At 67.3% G+C, this 18,964-nt stretch carries 10 protein-coding genes; 6 read left to right on the top strand and 4 right to left on the bottom strand.

Going from position 1 to position 18,964, the window contains the following annotated elements:
• Nucleotides 1-55 precede the first annotated feature (55 nt).
• From G8760_RS15710 to G8760_RS15685, 6 genes are all read left to right on the top strand, one after another.
• Nucleotides 56-982, top strand: a complete 927-nt coding sequence (locus tag G8760_RS15710) for an ABC transporter ATP-binding protein (RefSeq protein ID WP_166352811.1) — start codon at nt 56-58, stop codon at nt 980-982.
• Nucleotides 983-985: 3 nt separating this feature from the next.
• Nucleotides 986-1,915: a hypothetical protein gene (locus G8760_RS15705; protein ID WP_207782406.1), complete on the top strand. Its 930-nt coding sequence runs from the start codon at nt 986-988 to the stop codon at nt 1,913-1,915.
• 164 nt (nt 1,916-2,079) lie between these two features.
• A complete protein-coding gene (locus G8760_RS15700) occupies nt 2,080-3,324 on the top strand; it encodes a hypothetical protein (RefSeq protein ID WP_166352809.1) in 1,245 nt (414 codons plus the stop codon).
• Nucleotides 3,325-3,447: 123 nt separating this feature from the next.
• Complete coding sequence (locus tag G8760_RS15695) at nt 3,448-6,315, top strand: AfsR/SARP family transcriptional regulator (RefSeq protein WP_166352807.1); 2,868 nt, start codon at nt 3,448-3,450, stop codon at nt 6,313-6,315.
• A 267-nt stretch (nt 6,316-6,582) separates the two neighbouring features.
• On the top strand, nt 6,583-8,802 hold the full coding sequence (locus tag G8760_RS15690; protein WP_166352805.1) for an Ig-like domain-containing protein: 2,220 nt from the start codon (nt 6,583-6,585) through the stop codon (nt 8,800-8,802).
• A 231-nt stretch (nt 8,803-9,033) separates the two neighbouring features.
• The gene (locus tag G8760_RS15685; RefSeq protein WP_166352803.1) at nt 9,034-11,865 is read left to right on the top strand and encodes an AfsR/SARP family transcriptional regulator; all 2,832 of its coding nucleotides are present in this window, start codon (nt 9,034-9,036) and stop codon (nt 11,863-11,865) included.
• Between the two features lie 123 nt (nt 11,866-11,988).
• Here the strand turns inward: G8760_RS15685 and G8760_RS15680 are convergent, their stop codons facing one another.
• From G8760_RS15680 to G8760_RS15665, 4 genes are all read right to left on the bottom strand, one after another.
• Nucleotides 11,989-12,732, bottom strand: coding sequence for a hypothetical protein (locus G8760_RS15680; protein ID WP_166352801.1), 744 nt, complete (start codon nt 12,730-12,732; stop codon nt 11,989-11,991).
• A gap of 300 nt (nt 12,733-13,032) precedes the next feature.
• The gene (locus tag G8760_RS15675) at nt 13,033-16,518 is read right to left on the bottom strand and encodes an NHL domain-containing protein (protein ID WP_166352799.1); all 3,486 of its coding nucleotides are present in this window, start codon (nt 16,516-16,518) and stop codon (nt 13,033-13,035) included.
• Nucleotides 16,519-16,607: 89 nt separating this feature from the next.
• Complete coding sequence (locus G8760_RS15670) at nt 16,608-17,144, bottom strand: hypothetical protein (RefSeq protein ID WP_166352797.1); 537 nt, start codon at nt 17,142-17,144, stop codon at nt 16,608-16,610.
• A gap of 120 nt (nt 17,145-17,264) precedes the next feature.
• Entirely contained in the window at nt 17,265-18,668 is a 1,404-nt protein-coding gene (locus G8760_RS15665) for a DUF2252 domain-containing protein (protein WP_166352795.1), read from the bottom strand.
• Nucleotides 18,669-18,964: the final 296 nt, after the last annotated feature.

Below are 18,964 nucleotides of genomic sequence, written 5' to 3'. Positions count from 1 at the left end.
CGAGCCGACCTCCGGCGGACGACGGATGACGACACCAACGACCAGGCTCTTTGCCATGAACGAGACGATCGTCACCACCAACCGGTTGACCAAGCGGTACGGCTCACACACGGCCGTCGACGCCGTCAGCCTGACCGTCCATCGAGGTGAGGTCTACGGATTCCTCGGCCCCAACGGTGCAGGAAAGACGACCACCCTCCGGATGCTGCTCGGACTGGCCCGGCCCAGCAGCGGCTCGGCAACGGTCCTGGGGCGGGCACCAGGCAGTCCGGACGCCGTGCACCACACTGGAGCGCTCATCGAGGGCCCGGGGTTCTTCCCCTACCTCTCGGGGCGCAACAACCTGCGGGTGATGGCTCGATTCCAAGGCTTAGACGACGCCGACGCCGACGCGGCGCTGGCCCGGGTCGATCTCGCAAGCCGCGGTAGCGACCCGTTCCGGTCCTATTCGCTCGGGATGAAGCAGCGGCTCGGCGTGGCCGCGGCCCTGCTCGGTGAACCCGACCTCTTGGTCCTGGACGAACCGACCAACGGACTGGACCCGGCCGGGATGGCCGACATGCGGACGCTGATCGTGAATCTCGCGAGGGATGGCCACACGGTGCTGCTGTCGAGCCATCTCCTGGCCGAAGTGCAAGACATCTGCGATCGGATCGGAGTGATCTCCGGGGGGCGCCTCGTCACCGAGAGCACGGTCGCCGACCTCCGTGGGCGCAGCGCTTTGCTCGTCCGTGCCGAACCGGTCGACGTCGCGCTCGCCGTCGCCATGAAGGTAGCCGGGGACGATGCCGCCCACCTGCTCGACGGCGGCGGGTTACGCGTCGACGCTCCCGCCGCCGCGGCGCCCCGGCTGACCCGCGACCTGGTGACGGCCGGAGCCGACGTACTAGAGATTCGACCGGCCGAACGCTCCCTCGAAGACGTCTTCTTCGAGATCACCGACGCCGACCCGGTCGGCCGCTCATCCACCGAGGAGTCCTGACCAATGGACCAGACACTCAACTCCCCGCACCCAACAGGGAGCCCCGCACGATCCGACGCCCCTGCGCAGTCCGCGTCGGCGGCCTTGGCCCGCAGTACTCGAGCCGAGCTGTTCAGGCTGTCCCGCTGGCCCGTGTTGTGGGTCCTCGTCGGGGTGTGGCTGGTGTTGAATCTCCTGTTCGCCTACGTGTTCTCTTACCTCGCCTATCGCAGTGGATCGGGCGCGTTCGGCACCGCCGACGTGGCACCCGATCGGCTACTAGCCGATCTGGCCCCCGAGGCGATCCCGCGGTTGCTGACCAACGGTATGCCGATGTTCGGCGGCGCGATCATGCTCATCCTGGGCGCGCTGGCCACCGGCAGCGGTTATGGCTGGGGCACCTGGAAGACCGCGGCGTTGCAGGGACCGGGCCGGCCGGCGACGATGGGCGGCACGTTGCTCTCACTGGCCGTGGTGGTCGTGGGGGTTGTCGCCGCGACCTTCGTCACCGACCTCGGCTCCGCCGTGCTGATCAGTAGCGTGGAGTCGCAGACGCTGGCCTGGCCGGAGCTCGCGGACACCGCCCGAGCTCTGGGCGGCAGCCTGTTGATCTTCGCCATGTGGACGGCCGCGGGGGCGATGATCGGTGTGGTGACCCGCAGCCCGGCCGTCGGCGTGGGGCTGGGGCTGGTGTGGGCGTTGGCGGTGGAGAACCTCCTGCGGGGCGTGGCGGGGGTGCTGGACGGACTGGAGTACGTCACCGACCTCCTACCGGGCACCGCGGCTGGCTCGATGGCGGGGGCGCTGGGCGGCATGGATACCGCCGACGGGGACGGCGCTCCCGGTGTTCTGACGGTCCTCGACGGTGGGCCGGCCGCCCTCCTGCTCGCCGGCTACGCCGTCGTGGCCGCCGTGGTGACCGTCGCGCTGGCCTCCCGCCGCGACGTGGAGTGACCTCATCACCCGCCCTTCTCTCCCATGATCATGAACACTTTGCCGTGTCATGACACGGCAAAGTGTTCATGATCATGGGAGAGAAGGGGTTCTCTTGGTCTAGACCTTTACAGGCAGCAATATCTGCGGCAACCTCGACGGCACACGGCAGATCGGAGACCGTCATGAAACGTTCCCGCCGCTCTGGCCACCCGGTCGTCGCTCCAAAGCTCACGCCGGGCGATGACCGCTCGGCTTTCACCCCGCGGCGTCCGAGGATGCGTGAACTCTTCGCCGCCCTCGGTACCGCGGTCCTCGTGGCGGCCTTGCTGGCCATGCCTACCTCGGCCGCGCACGCCAACCCGGACCCGTCGAACATCCGCCTCGACCGGGTCGACACCGACCCGGCACTGCTCGACGAGCTGGGCCTCGAGCTTGGCCGCTCGACCGTCGCCGACGTCCTGGCCACCACCAACCGCACCGCGCGAGCATGCACCCCCTCCGTCAAATACCGTGCGGCTTCGTTCTGCTGGGACCCCGGCGACAGTTCGGTCCAATTCTGGATGCCGCAGGGCATCACCACCACTGGCGACGCCTCCGCCGACGGCCGGTGGCAGGGCCACGAGGCACTCCTCGCCGCGTGGTACGACAAAGACAGTGGCCGCGACATGGGGGTGCGGATCAGCTTCGTCGACATGGCCAATCGCACCACGCCGGAGTATCGGCACGTCCTCCTGGTAGAACCCCGCTGGGAGAACGGCCAGGCCACATACGGTCCGGTCCGGGCGCATGCGGGCGGCATCGTCTGGTATGGCGACCACCTGTATGTCAACAACACGTTCAACGGGTTACGCGTGTTCGACATGAACAGCCTTATGCGGGTATCCACTGGTGACAACACCAAGATGGGCAGGCAACCAGACGGCAGCTACCACGCCCACAACTACCTCTGGGTGCTCCCCCAAACGGCGCACTACCGTCCCAGCACCACCGGTGGAGAAGCCCGCTTCCGCTATTCGCAGACCTCCCTCGACCGCACCACCAGCCCACACAGCTTGCTGGTGAGCGAGTACGGAAACCCCGGCGCCGGGACGAGGATGGCGCGATTCAACCTCAACCAGAGCACTCATCACATCGCGGCCGACCAAGACGGCTATGCCCGCGCCGACTGGGCGTACACGGTCGGCATCCGAGGCATGCAGGGAGCCGTGTCGGTCAACGGCAAGTTCCATATCCATCGAAGCAACGGTGCTTCCACCCGTGGTGACGTGTTCATCTGGCGCCCCGGCAGCTACGCCACGCAGCACACCGGGGCGGTCCCGATCGGTCCGGAGGACGTCAGCTACTGGCCTCAGTACGGACAGGTGTGGTCGCAGAGCGAGTACCCGAACCTGCGTTACGTCTACGCCTCACGAGAGGCCTCCTGGTAACCCGCCACCCCACTCGACCTCCCGGTGATCATTGGCTTTTGACTACCGGATCCGGTAGTCAAAAGCCAATGATCACCGGGAGGGTACGCTGTGCGATGCACGCGCACCACACAAGGGGGTTTCATGAGGTTCGGCGTTCTGGGCCCACTAGCGGTCCATGACGACGCCGGGCAACTCGTGCGCGTGACGTCGGTCAAACAACGGGCGCTGCTCGCGGCGCTGCTGGCTGCTCGCAACACCCGGGTCTCAACGGACCAACTCGTCGAGATCCTGTGGGACGGGCAACCTCCGTCGTCCGCCCGGAAGAACATCCAGGCCTACGTCCATCGGCTGCGCCGTCTGCTGGGCGAGGCCCGCATCGTCCATGACCGCGCCGGCTACGAGCTGATCGTCAAACCCGACGAGACCGACGACGAACAGTTCGAGCAGCTGGCCGACGCCGGGCGGCACACCCTGGAGGCAGGCGCCGGTGCCGAGGCAGCCGGCCTGCTCAATTCCGCCTTGGCTCTGTGGCGCGGCTCCACCGCCTACGCCGACGTCGATCAAGTGGAGATGATCCGGGTTGAGGCGGCCCGGCTCGCCGAACTGCGCCAGGTGGTGTTGGAGCTACGCATCGACGCCGATCTTAGTCTCGGCCATCACTCCCGGTTGATCCCCGAGCTCACCACTCTCGTCGCCTCCTACCCGTTGCGTCAGCGGCTGTATGCCCAGCTCATGCTGGCCCTTTACCGCTCCGGTCGCACGGCTGAGGCGCTCGAGATCTACCACCAGGCACGCACCACCATGGTCAACGAGCTAGGCCTGGAACCCGGCAACGAGCTGCGGGAGCTCGAACAGGCCATCATCGAGGGCGGCGCTGGCCTGGAAGTCCCTGCCGCGCACGAGGACGGCCCGGTGCCGCCGGCCGAGCTCCCGGCTATCGATGCGTCTTTCACGGGCCGGCACCACGAGCTCGACCTGATCACTGGCTGGCTCAAGGACATGGCCACCAACGACTTCCCGACCGCGGTCGCCATCAATGGCCCTGGTGGGATCGGCAAGTCGGCCCTGGCTTTGCGGGCCACCCACGCGGTCGCTGGCGACTTCCCCGACGGGCAGCTCTACGTCAACCTGTACGGGGCCACCCCCGGCCTCGATCCACTCGACCCGTACACGGTGCTCGCCCGGTTCCTCCGTTCGCTCGGCGTGGAGGAGAGCAAGATCCCAGCCGACCAGGATGGCGCGGCCACTCTCTTCAGGTCCACCATCGCCACCCGTCGGGTGCTCATCGTGTTGGACGACGCACACAACGCCGCCCAGGTCCGGTCGTTGTTGCCGGGGCCACGTTCGGGTTGTGCCGTCCTCGTCACCAGCCGTCGGGTGCTGGCCACGATCGGCGGTGCCCGGCACGTGTCACTCGACACCCTCCCGCCGGCCGATGCGTTGGAGCTACTCGCCCGGCTCGTCGGCTCCGAGCGGGTCAACGCCGAACCAGCGGCCGCGGCCGCGATCGTGGGACTGTGTGGCCATCTACCTCTCGCCGTGCGCATCGCTGGAGCCCGAGTCACCTCACGCCCCGACTGGAGCCTGTCCGCGCTGCGTATGCGGCTGGACAACTCACATGGACGGCTCGACGAACTCCAGCACGACGACCTAGCCGTGCGCACTAGCTATGACGTCGCCTTTCATGAGCTACCGCGCAGCGCCGCCGAGATGTTCACCTACCTCGGACTAGTCGACCTGCACGACATCGGCATCGACTCGGCCGCAGCCCTGGCCAACCGGCCCATCGAGCAGGTCCGGCGCGACCTCGACCATCTCGTCGAGACACAACTACTGACGGCCACCCGGGACGAGCGGTACACCCTGCACGACCTCATTCGGCTGTACGCCCGTGAACAGGCAGCGGCCACCATCGACGGTTCCGACCGACGCGCCGCGATCCGGCGGTTACTCCACCACTACCTCGCCACGGCGCGTAATGCCGCGCGCACCGGGTTTTCGTGGTCGCAGCGACGGGCTGCTGTGGGCCCCGCAACCTCCACCCTCACCAGCGCGGGTGTCTACCTGAGTGGAGGCGCCGCCGCGGCTCGATGGGTGCGCGACGAAGCGGACAACCTCACCGCGGTGGCCCACCACGCCGCTAGCCTCCCCGGAGATGGCCAGACGCTGCTGGTTGGGCTGGCCGCGGCGCTGCATCACCCGCTCCGCAACCAAGACCGATGGAGCGACAGCATCACCATCGACCAGCTGGCGCTGGAGTCAGCCGATGCCGTCGACGACGCATGGCGTGCTCAGGTTCACTGCGATCTTGGTGAAGGTTTAGCCCAGCTGTACCAATTCACCGAGGGCCGGCATCACTGCCAGGAGGCGCTACGTATCTACCGGGATCTGGGCGACCGCCGCGGCGAGGCTGAGGTGCTCGGGCTGCTCGGCTTCCTGTCTCGCCAGTCCGACAGCTTGGACGAGGCTATCGAGCATCACGAACAGGCGCTGGCGATCTACCGCGACATCGAGGACAGCAAGGGTGAAGCGCTGATCCTCACCGACCTGGGCATCGTCTACCACCTGGCCGGCCGTTTGGATGCCGCGATCGCCTCACACGAACGTGCACTGGAGACGAGCAGCAACTTCCACCTGCGGGGTATTACGCTCTCCCGGCTGGGACGGGCGCACCGCGACGCGGGTTGCCTGGAACGAGCCCTCGACCGGCTGGAGCAGGCGCTGACCATTTTCCGGTCCGGAAGTTACAGCATCGATCAGGCGCTGACGCACTGGTTGTGTGGTGACGTACTGCACGCGATGGGCCAGGATGACGACGCACGTTCGCACTGGCGGCGGTCGCTGGACGTGTTGTGTGAGATCGGGGCGATGACACCCGACGAGGCGGCGGTGGTGCTGCGCTCGCCGGTGCCGATAGCGCCGGAATCCCTAAGGGCGAACACCACGTCGGTGACATCGTCGTCAGGCGACTCACAACACCCCGACGAACGACCGAAAGCAACCTTCTGACCTGCAATTATATAGTGAAGTGTCGCATATACCGGGAATATACCGGACTTTGGCACCGTATAGCCCGGTTGGCAGACCTTGCCCGGACCGCACGTACGTCCGGTCCAGCTTCACGTCCGTCAGCCGTCCGGGGGGCATTCCGGACTGCACGTCGGTGGCCTCCCCTGAGCCCGGCCGGTACACCTATGCTCCGGTCCGGAACAACCGAAGAGATACCAGGAGATAACCACAGTGCGAGTAACTCACCGCAGACGGCTGACTGCCGCTGTGGCAGTCAGCGGTGCCGGCGCCTTGGCGCTCGGTGTCGCCGCGCTGCCGGCCGTCGGCCTCGAAACCCGGCCCGCACAGGAGGGCCCGGCCGCGGCAGCCACCTCGTTCGCCGAGCCGAACTCCAGCGGCCCGGAGACGCTGTCGCAGTTGAGCAGCGCCGATCTGAAGACCGTGGCGGCCCGGGTCGGGCTGAGCGCGGACCGGCTGGAGGCCTACCTCAAGGCCGACCAGGCATTCGTCACACCCAGTGGTGGTGTCGTCTTCGTCGACGATTTCGACGTCCCCAGCACGACACCCAGCGGCACCATCGATGTGGCCAGCGTGCCGGGTGACCCTGTCGGCGGGTCGCGTCCCGACGCCCCGCAGACGGTCTTCCTCGAGTTCGACGGCGCGGTCATCGAAGGCAGCGAGTGGAACCGGGCCTACGATGTCGACCGCATCGACGTCTCGGCGTACAACGTCGACGACGACTTCAAGGCGCAGGTGTGGGCCGGCGTCGCGCAGCATTTCGCTCCGTTCAACGTCAACGTCACCATCAGTGACCCCGGCGCGGACGCGCTGTTCAAGACCAGCCCCGACGACAACAACTTCGGTACACGCGTTCTCATCGTGGGTGATCAGGACGAGCTTCCGGAAGGTATGCGCAACGTCGGTGGCCGCGCGTTCCTCGGCTGGTTCGGTGTCGAGTACGCCGACCCCGCCGCTTACGTGCTCGCGGACGTCATCGGGGACAACCCGACCTGGATCGCCAGCGTCGCCAGCCACGAGGCCGGTCACAACTTCGGCCTGGAGCACCACGGCATCGACGGGAACGAGTACTACTACAACCCGACGCCGGCCTCGCCGGAGGCGCTGTGGGGTCCGATCATGGGCGCCCCGTACACCGTGCCGATGTCCTCGTGGTCGCACGGCGACTATGCCATGGCCACCAACCCGGACCAGGACGACCTGGCCACGATCACCGATCGCAGCCTGGACTACTCGTTCTTCTTCCTGTTCGACCAGAACGGTGACCCGTACGACGGTGGGTTCTGCCCGTACCGCGACGGCGATGTCATCCAGGACGGCGAGTACCAGTACGGCGACGAGTTCTTCGAGCCCGTCGACGACAGTTGCGCCTGGGAGCAGAGCGACCACGACGGTGCGCCGCTGGACGCGCGGTGGAACTTCTCCGACCGCACCGACGCCGCCGCCGACCCACACGGCGACAGCATCGGCGACGCCACGGTTCTGGACAACGCCAGCGGTGAGTTCGCGGCCGACGGTCTGATCATCGACCGGGACGACGTCGACGTGTTCGCGTTCGTCACCGCCGGTGGTGCGTTCAGCGCGGAGGTCGCCCCGGTGACCGAGGCACATGCGGTCATCGACCTGAAGTTGTCGCTGCTCGACGCCGACGGCAATGTGCTGGCGGAGAACGAGCAGGAGACCACGGTCGACCCGACCGGCTACCCGCACGACCCGCGGGCATTCGGTCTCGAGGCCTCGCTGGCCGACGACCTCGAACTGGGCGTCTACTACCTCCAGGTCGAGGGACGCGGCGAGGGTGACCCGAGCCAGAACACCGCGGAGAACGGCTCCGGCTACAGCGACTACGGCAGCATCGGCAACTACGAGCTCACCGGCACCGCCGACGCGCTCGACGTCGACCCGGTGGTCATCACCTCGCCCGAGGACGGCGCCGAGGTCGAGCCGGCTGGCCTGGAGGTCACCGGAACCGCGGAAGCGGAGGCCAGTGTGACGCTGACCGTCGACGGTGAGACTGTCGGCACCGCCGACGTCGACGCCGAAGGCGGCTGGAGCACCACACTCGACGGCGAACTGGCGGAGGGTGAGTCCACCATCACCGCCCGCCAGACCATCGAGTCGTTCACCCACCCGCAGACCGACTCGGTCACGGTGGTTGTGGCTGGCGACCCGGGCGACGAGAACGGCGGCGCCGAGGACGGCTCCGACGACGGCGCTGAGGACGGCACCGAGGACGGGACCGACGACGGCGCTGAGGACGGCACCGAAGATGGCTCCGACGACGGGGCCGACAACGGCACCGACAACGGCGGCGACGAGGGAGCCGACAACGGCACCGAAGACGGCGACGACGACGGTGGCGAACTTCCCGACACCGGTGCCGGCAGCATGATCGCGGTCGCGGTGGGCCTGGCGCTACTCGCCCTTGGTGGTGCCATGTATGCCCGTACGCGTCGCGCCACGGTGTGACCGACGGGGGTCAATGAAATAGTCACAGCGATGTGACAGGCCGGGGTCGGTAGGCGGTATCTCGCCTACCGACCCCGGCCGCTTTGTGTGGAGTCCGGCCGTCCGCCGCCCCGTTTATCGTTTTCCCACGGCCGCTTCGGCCCGCTATATTCGTGCGGGGCGGAGGCCATGGGCGGTGAGACCCACCAGACACCGCCGGATTCGATCCGGCGTGAACATCGAAGGACTCACATGCGGTTCAGTGTGCTCGGCGCGCTAGAACTGCGTGACCCTACCGGGCGCCCGGTACGGCTGACCTCTCGTAAACTCCAGCTTCTGCTGGCGTTCATGCTCTGCCATCGCAACACCCGGGTGTCGGTGGACACTCTCATCGACACTCTCTGGGAGGAGCGACCGCCCCCGTCGGCGCGCAGCAATCTGCACGGGTATGTGCTGAGGTTGCGCCGGCTGCTCGGCCACCCGCAGGTCATCCGGCACGGCGACGGCTACGAACTGGTGGTGGAGCCGGGTGATGCCGACGACGAACTGTTCTCCCGGCTGGCCGAGGAGGGACGGCAGGAACTCGTGGCGGGTAATCCCGCGGCCGCGGCGAAGCTGCTGACGAGTGCGTTGTCGTTGTGGCGGGCGCCGAACGCCTACGCGGACATCGCCGAGGCAGATCCGGACCTGGCGCTGGAGGCGGCGCGGCTGGACGAGCTTCGGCAGGTCACCCTGGAGAACCGGATCGATGCCGACCTCGCACTGGGGGAACACGACCAGCTCGTCCCGGAGCTCATGACGCTGACCACCCTGTACCCGCTACGCCAACAGCTCCATGCCCAGTTGATCCTCGCCCAGCATCGAGCCGGACGGACCGCCGACGCACTGGAGTCTTACCGTCGGGTGCGGGCTCTGATGGTCGACCAGCTGGGGCTCGAGCCGAGCCACGAGCTGAGAGAGCTGGAACGGGCGATCCTCAATGGCGACCACACCGTCGACCCGCTGTCCGCTCCGCCACAGCCCGGGACCGCGACGGCGACTGTCCCCGCGGAGCTACCCGCGGCGGACCCCACGTTCTCCGGACGGCGGGCGGAGCTGAGTCAGCTTGTCACCCTGCTGACCACCGATACGGGGCGACGCCGCATCGTCGCGATCGATGGCCCCGGCGGCATCGGGAAGTCGTCCCTGGCTATCCAGGTCGCTCATGCCATACGCCAGCACTTCCCGGACGGCCAGCTCTACGTCAACCTGCGCGGTGCGACACCCGGCGTCGAACCACTCGATCCCCAGGCCGCTATCCACCGGCTGCTCCGGGTGCTGGGCGCCGACGACGCCATGGACGACGTCGGGGAGGAGGTCTCCACGGCCGCATATCGCACGGCCCTGGCCGACCGCCGGCTGCTGATCCTCCTGGACGACGCCCGAGACGCGGAGCAAGTGCACCAGCTCCTGCCACCGAGCCACTCCCAGTCAGCGGTTATCGTGACCAGTCGGAGCCGGCTCACCGACCTGGGCCAGGCCGAACACATGGTGTTGGACTCCTTGCCCGTCGACGATGCCATCACGCTGCTCGTTCAGCTGGCTGGGGAGGAACGGGTGAACGCCGACCCCCGGGCAGCTGCGGACATCGTTCGCCTCTGCGGTCAGCTGCCGCTGGCCGTGCGTATCGCCGGTGTACGGCTGGTCGCTCGGCCGGATTGGTCCCTCGAAGCGCTGTGTCAGCGGCTGGCCAGTGCCCAGGGCCGGCTCGATGAGCTTGAACACGACGACCTCGCGGTGCGGGCCAGCTATGACGTCGCGCACGACGCGCTGTCGACGGAGGCCGCCACCGTCTTCACCCACCTGGGCCTCGTCGATCTGCATGACTTCACCGTTCCCACCGTCGCTGCCCTGACCGGATGGCCACGCCTTGACGTTTATCGCCTCATGCTCGAACTCGCCGAGGCTCACCTCGTGACGTCCCGTTCCGAACGTCGTTACGGTCTACACGCGATCGTGCGGCTCTATGCTCGCGAACGGGCAGCGGAGATGTTCGACGCCACCGCTAGGGCGGCGGCCGTCCGTCGGCTCCTGCATCACTACCTGGCATCGGCGAGAGCTGCCGCAAGTGGGGGCGTATCCTGGTCGCCGCAGCGTTCGTCGATAGGCCCCGCCGACCACGAGCTACTCCACCCCGGGCTGGCGCTAGCCGACGGCCCGGCGATCGCCGGGTGGATCCGGGGCGAGGCAGACAACATCGCCGTCGCCACCCAGGCCGCCTCGGATCTGCCGGGAGAGGGAACCGCACTGCTCGCCGGCTTGGCCGCCGCGCTCTACCATCCGCTGCGTGGGCAGGGCGAGTTCTACCGGATCGTGGCGCTCAACCGGCTGGTGTTGAATGCCGCCACCACGTCAGCCGCTTGGCAGGCCCGCGCCCACCTCGACCTCGCCGAAATCTATACCCTGCTGAACTCGTTCGTCGACGCCTCCGAACACGGCTTGGCGGCATTGCGGCTGTTCCGGGACGCTGGAGACACGTACGGCGAAGGAGAGGCGCTCAGCGTGCTCGGCGCTACGTTCCGGCAGGCGAATCAGCTCGACGACGCCATCGACCATTGCCGGCGGTCGCTGAAGGTCCACGAAGCCACCGGCGACAGGAAGGCCACAGCGCTGGCCCTGACCAACCTCGGCAGCACGTATCTGTTGGCCGGCCGGGTCGACGCGGCGGTCGACACCCACCTCAAAGCTCTCGATACCAGTGCTGACGTTCAGCTCAGAGGGGTCGTTCTGTTCCGGCTCGGCGAGGCATACCGGGCGGCCGGACGCTCCAGCGACGCACTGCGCTGTTTCGCCGAAGCCGCCGAGATCTTTCGGGCCGGTGGGGTCAGCCAGGATGAGGCGTTGGCCCTTTGGCTTCGGGGTGATCTGCTGGCCACGATCGGCCAGGGCGGCGAGGCCAGAGTGTCGTGGCGTCGCTCCGTGGACGTCCTGCTGCAGATGGGCCTGGTCGAGCGGGCCGAAGCCCGCCGGTTGCGACGCGCCCCCATCCCGCAGATGCCGGAGCCACTGCGGCGCGGGCGCCCGATCACGCCGCTCCTACGCTGACGTATCCGGCGCCAGAGCCCGGTGTGTCCTGCCGGCCGTGTGTGATGTACAGCCGGCAGGACACACGGTGTTCCTCAGCGGCCGCGCAGAGTGGGAGTCGCCCCCTTCCGCGCGGCCTCTAAATCAGCCGCGCGGCTCGATCTGGAGGGACACCGTCGACTCAACTTCTTGAGTCATCGTCTCACCGTCGTACTCGACCTTCATCTCCATGCTGCCGGTCGTCTCGCTGGTGCCCCATATCGCCATGGGTTCACTCAGGGCGCCGCGGCTGCTCCCGCTGCTGGTGTTCGACCCCCGGAGCACCTCGATGGAAACTCCGCTCTCTTCGAGCGACGACGGGAGCGCCTGCTGCTCGACCCCGATCCCGAGTTCGTAGTCATCACCGTCGAATGCCAGCAACTCGTAGGAGGCGACGTTGCAGAATCCGATGCCGGCCACCTCGACGGACGTCACGACCTCCCATTCGGCACCGACACCCACGGGCTCGTCGGGCCACGGAATGGTCAAGTCCGCGAGCTGACGGTCGAACTGGTCGACGAGCTCACCCAGCTCGGGGGCCAGCTGACCGGCGTCGAAGCCGCCTTGGACAAAAGCACCCGCCTTGGTGACGGTGAGGTTGCCGGTGACGCCGACTAGGGCGTCGAGCGCATCCTGCACCATCGGATCGCCGTCGAATCCGGCATCGTCATAGACGAAGGTCAGGTCGATCTCGTCGTCGGAAACGTCCGCCACGGTGACTTCTAGGCCAAACCGCATACCCGGCACGGACTGGGACTGCGGAGAATCGCCGTCGACCCGGGCGGAGATGTCCGTGTCCATGGTCAGGTCGAGAGTGACGACGTCCCCGACCGACGGCGAGAGCTCCATCAGCTGATGTGGCTGCGACCCGTTGTCCTGAACCGTCAGTTGCAGCGGACCGTCACAGTCCGCCGGGCTTGCCAGGTCCGAGTCATCACCACCACAGGCGGCGAGAGACAGCACAAAGACAGAAAGCGAGACACAAACAACACTGCTACGCACGTGAGAATCCCATCTATCTTGAATCAGAAGTATTCGTGGAGACCGGCGCCGCCACGGAGTGGTCAACCCCGACATCACCCGGTCCCACCCGCGGCTCCACAACCGGGGGCGCCAAACTCTAGCATCGGGGACGCCGCTATACCCGCGCTATATACCCGCGCCACCACCTCGCCCCGGAGTACGCCCGGCGCGGCGACGGCGCAGCCCGAAGACTCCAACGGCGACGAGGACCACCATCGCGGCGGCGGTGCCCACCGCGAGCACCATCGGCGTGGCGCCGGAGCCCGTCACGATATCTCCCGGGCGAACCAACACCCGCACCCGATGCCGTCCGGGCTCGGCGAAGTACAGGTTGCCGTGGGCGTCCAGCGCCATCGATGCCGCACCGTCAGCCAAGAGCGACTCCTCCACGTCGTTGCCGTCCGCGTCGTCATCGGCGGCCGCGAGGGCCCTGGCCAACCGGATGTCGTCGAGCACGGTGTGGATCGTCCCGTCCGCGTCGATCCGGTGGATGCCGTAACCAGTGGTCACGTAGACGGTGCCGTCGGCGCCCAGCGCAACCCCCTGGGGCGAGGCGACGACGGCTTCGGTGGCCGGCCCACCGTCGCCAATACCGTCGTCCGGTTCGTACGACGAACGACCGACACCAGCGATGGCCGTGACCGTTCCGTCGGGTTCGATGAGGTCGACTCGGTGTACCGCTGTGTTCGCGAGATACACACGTCCATCAGCGTCGACGGCGGCCCCTGAGTACTGCCGCGCGGTGAGCTGCGCGTCGGCGATGGTCGAGAACGTTCCATCAGGCTCGAGCCGGTACAGCACGTCGTGTGCGCCATCGGCCACGTAGACGGCGCCATCCAGACCACGCGTCACCCAAGGGACCGACAGGCTGGCGAACAAGGCCCGCTGACCGTCGTCGAACGGGCCGCTGTCCGGGCCAGCTCCAGCGACGATAACCTCGGGCCCTTCGGGGTAGACCCGCCGGATCCGGCTGCTGTCGGCCACCAGGACCGAGCCGTCCGCCTCAGGCACCACGCTGCGGCCGCTCCCCTGTGCCTGGATCGTTCCGCCGGGGTCGACCTCCCATCGCTCCTCGGGTGTGCCGGGCCCGCGAGCAGCGGCCAGGTGCAACACACCGGCTGGTTCGACGGCGAGAACCTGGGGGTTCAGCAGGGTGGTCTCGACAGCCAGCCCAGCGTCCTCATCGCTAGTGGCCGCGTCGACCACCTCGGCCACCGTGGTGATGACACCGTCAGGATCGATCGTGCGGATCCGCTCACTTCGGTGTCCGGCGACATACAGGTTGCCTGCTTCGTCGACGGCCAGCGCCCCTGGCTCGATCATGGCCGCATCCACCGCCGGACCGCCATCGCCAGAATCCGCACGTTCGCCGGTGCCTGAGACGGTGGTGATCACGCCATCGGAGTCAACCTTACGGATCCGGTTGTTGAACGTGTCAGCAACGTAGAGCTCCCCGTCGGGACCCAACGCGAGAGCATGCGGCTCGTTCACCTCCGCCTCGTCCGCCGGCCCGCCATCACCAGCGAACCCGCCCTCGTTGATCCACCGATAGCTGTCGCCGACGATCGTGGTCAGGATCCCATCGGCGGTCACCATCCGCACCGACGCGGTCTCGACGTCGACGAAGTACACCTGGCCCTCATCGTCGACGACGAGCGACCGCACCGCCGGCAAAGCCGCGTCCACGGCGGGCTCGTCGTCGGCGTCCCGCCCAGCCAACGAACCACCACCGGCGACGGTGTGAATGGTTCCGTCGGTGTCGACCATCCGGATGCGAGTCCGGGAACTGGTAAAGATGCCTCCGCTGGACGAGTCGGCGATGTAAAGGCGGCCGGCTGAATCGACCGCGACGTCGATCGGCCTGGCGAGAACGGCGTCGACGGCCGCTCCGCCATCGCCGGGTGCATCTTCTGCCTGATCGGCCGAGGACTCGTCGTCGGGCACCTCGTCGTCGGGCACCTCGTCGTCGGGCACCTCGTCGTCGGGCACCTCGTCGTCGGGCACCTCGTCGTCGACGTCCTCCTCGCCCGGGACCGACGACCCGGCCACCGTGGTGACAATCCCATCCGAGTCCACCGCCCGGACCCGACCATTGCCGGCGTCGGCGATGTAGAGGGTGCCGTCCGGCCCGACGGCCACCCCGGAAGGCGACGTGAGTTCGGCTGCGACGGCTGGACCGCCGTCGCCGCTGAACCCGCCGATCCCCGCCGCTGTTCCGGCGACGACACCGACCGAGCCGTCGGGGTTCACACCATAGACCACATGACGCCGCTGACCGGCATAGTAGAGGGTGCCGTCGGGAGCAGCCGCCATCGTCCGCGGAGGGTCGGGTTCACCATCGTCGGCGGCGCCGTCCGCTGGCTCCTCACCGGTTCCAGCGACGGTCAGCACCGTGCCCGGCTCCTCGTCCGCCCATGGGTCGGCCGCGGGTTCGGCCGGTGTGGCCGGTTCGTCCGGGCCCGTCGACACCGCCCCCAATGCCAGCTTCGAGATACGCGCCCCACCTGCGAGGTACAAATGCCCGTCTGGGCCGATCGCGATGTCGTTCCTGACGTTGATCCCGGCCGCGACAGTACTGATCACGCCGTCCGAGTCGACCATTCTTATCTGCCCATAGCGCTGGTCGGCGACGTAGAGATTGTCCTCGTCGTCTACCGCCAATCCGCCGAGGTCCCCGCTGTGCTGGGCTTCAGCCGCCGGCCCACCGTCTCCACCGAACCCCTCCGGCTGCTCACCGAGCACGGTGGACAGTTCACCGCCGGGGGTCACCTTGCGCACCACGCGGCTGAGCCCACCATCAAGGTCAACCTCGGTGAAATAGACGTTGCCCCGTGAGTCGACAACCACCTTGTCCGGGCGGCCGAGTTCTGGGTGCGCCGCGGCGTCGACATGGTCTTCGTCGCAGCCGATGTCACCGCCACCGGCCATGGTGGTGATCACACCGTCGACATCGATCCTCCGTACGGCGTAATTGTGTTTATCCGCGATGTACACGTTGCCGTCAGCATCCACGGCGATGTCGTTCGGGGCGAAGATGAACGCTTCAGTCGCCGGCCCGCCGTCCCCTCCATCACCGCCAGCGCAGAACCGTTCGGCACCGCCGCCGCCGATCACCTCACGGTCACCGTCCGGGCTAATCCGATAGATGGTCTCCCGCCCCGCGACGTAGACAACTCCGTCAGCTCCAACCGCGACCGCTTCCGGTACGTTCGTCCTGGGGCTATACACCCACCCGTCAATATGCACGCGATGATCTCGATCCGGCGAGCGCTCCGCAAACGTTCCGCCGATGGTGTCGATGACTCCATCACCCCCAACGGTGCGGACCCGCCGGTTGTGGCGGTCAGCGATGTACAGCGTTCCGTCCGGGCCCACGTCGATGTTCAGCCGCTCACCGAGCCGAGCGTCGCGAGCATTCCAACCATCACCGGAATAGCCGGCTTCGCCGATTCCTGCGACGGTGACCACCTGCCCCGCCTTCAGAGCGCCGCCGCCTGGGTCGTCATCGCTGGAAACATCGTCGGCCACCTCTACGTCCACCGCACTGTCGTCCGACCGAGCGGCCACCGCCGCAGCGGGTGCACCACTCACCACAACAAGCGCGGCCAACATCACACCTAGTAGATTCGACCGGGTCAGACCGGTTCTGCTCGTTCGCCGGCGCATTCTCTCCCCCGTCAAGACGCGCTCAACCTCGTGGATCAGCGGGACGCTCCGGCCGGCGGGTCCGACCGCCGTGCCGACAGCACGTGAGCCGCTTGAGCCACGGCTATGACGACAGCCAGGATCACGATGGTCATTCCAGCCATGCCATGTGCGCTGAGATCGGGCTTCGGGGTACCAGTGCCCGGCCGGGTAACCAACATGATCACCATCGGGATCGCAACAACAACCACGCTGACCGGCAGACCGACGGTTGTGGGACGGAAAGTCGCGGCGACGAGGAGCGTCGTGAAGATGAGCACCAGGAGAATGCCGAGCGTCGCCGGATCACCGCCGGCCCGTCCGGCCATGTCCCAGAGCGAGCCGAACCAGCGCCGCAGCTCCGAGCCGTTGTCGTACTCGATGACGACGTCGTCGAAGATCGGCATGAACGACAACATCGCCGCCAAGACCGCCAGCGGTCCATACAGGCGCGCGTAGCCGGCGAAAGACCGCTGCCGACGCAGCTCACCTTCCAATCGGCTCAACCGTAGCTCAGCGCTGCGCGTACGTTCGTCAGCTTCGGGGCTGTTCATAGACTCGTTTCCTCGGCGTACGGATACAAACAGTGAACCGTCGTCGGTCACCGGATATACCTTCGCTGACAGCGCTATACCCTCGCTATACCCGCCGCCGAGAGCGCTCAGACGTCGCCTCTATACCCCAGGTTGCATGGGCAGTCTGCCTTGGCGAGCTGCCTTCTCGACGGCGGCGAAGTCTTGCTCGATCTGGTCGGCGTATGCCTTCGACCACTCGGTGACGGCGACGTCGAATCGGGTCGAGGCGCCGAGATATCCACTGATGACCGCGGTGCCGGGGCTCTGGCTATGGGCCCGGGCCAACACCGCGCCGCACAACGCTGCGTACGTCTGGAACTGCGACGACGTCAGCCCTTGAAGGTCCACCGAGCCCTTCATGTCACGAAACTGGCGCCAGTAGTAGTCGACGCCACGGCGTTCGGCGGTCTCACCGGCGAATCCCCCGATCCAGCCGAGGAACGGGTCCGACTGCGCTTGCAGGATCCGTTGTGCCGAGACCACTCGGTAGCCTTGGTGACCGGTGTCGACGGGGGGCACCACGGCCGGAAGCTGCTCAGAGATCCCGCCATAGGTCTCGATCACCGACGCTGGCGCCTCTTTCGCCTGGAGGAACAGCGGCTCCCCGGCCGGACCGGTCAGCAGCAGCACATAACAACGGGTGCCGACGCTGCCGACGCCCACCACCCGAAGCACGTAGTCGGTGGGGGTGAACTGCGACAGCAGCAGCGCCGTATCGGCCCGGAGCGTGGAACGATACTGGGCATAAAGCGCTTCGATCTCGGCATCGCTGGCGTGATCGACATGCATCATGACCGGTGGCTGATCCTTGATCCGGAGCCCGGCGTCGCCATCCGTTGTGGTGATCTTCTCCAGCACCTGGTCCGACGTGCGCTGACGGGCTTTGCGGACGGTCTTGCGGAGAATCTTCTGCTCGTCCGAGGACACCGTGGTTTCCAGCCAGTCCGTTTCGACCTGGAAGAAATACCGTTCGATCGCTGACCGCTGCTCCAGCGTCGCCATCGTCTCGCGGTATCTACGCACCGCGGCCTCGGTGGCGCTGGCGGCTTGCTCCTCGGTGTAGTTGTTGTCGCGAGCCCCGATGTACACGCTGGCGGCCATTCGCTTCACGTCCCATTCCCAGGGACCGACGCTCGCCTCGTCGAAGTCGTTGAGATCGAAGAGGACACGGCGTTCCGGCGATGCGAACAGGCCGAAGTTGGAGATGTGCGCGTCGCCGCAGATCACTACGTGGTGACCGGTGACCGGCGCCGTCGCCAAATCATGTGCCATCACCGCCGCCGTTCCTCGGTAGTAGGCAAACGGCGACTGGAGCATGCGGCCGATCCGGACCGGGATCAGGCCCTGCAATCTGGTGACGTGTTGTTCTTCAAGAATGCCGACGGGATCGCGGTCTCGGAGCTCGAAGTCGGCGTGCCGGCGTCGCCCCACCAGGTCCCTCAAATGACGCCCGAGAACCCGGGCTTCGGCGGCGGATGCGTTCGCCGCGATCCGGTCCGTCATGGAACTGTTCTACACCATCGCAGAGGTGGCTATCCGGCGATTGCCCTCGGCCTCCCACACCCACGCTCGCCACCCGCCATCGCACCCACCCGCCACCGCACCCGTCATCGCACCCACCCGTCATCGCACCCACCCGTCATCGCACCCACCCGTCATCGCACCCACCCCACACCCCACACCCCACACCCCACACCCCACACCCCACACCCCACACCCCACACCCCACACCCCACACCCCACACCCCACACCCCACACCCCACACCCCACACCCCACACCCCACACCCCACACCCCAC

The organism is Phytoactinopolyspora limicola (genome assembly GCF_011320225.1).
Taxonomy (GTDB): Bacteria; Actinomycetota; Actinomycetes; order Jiangellales; family Jiangellaceae; genus Phytoactinopolyspora; species Phytoactinopolyspora limicola.
Note: the sequence above shows the minus strand (reverse complement) of the source record. Positions and strands in the feature narration are given on the sequence as shown.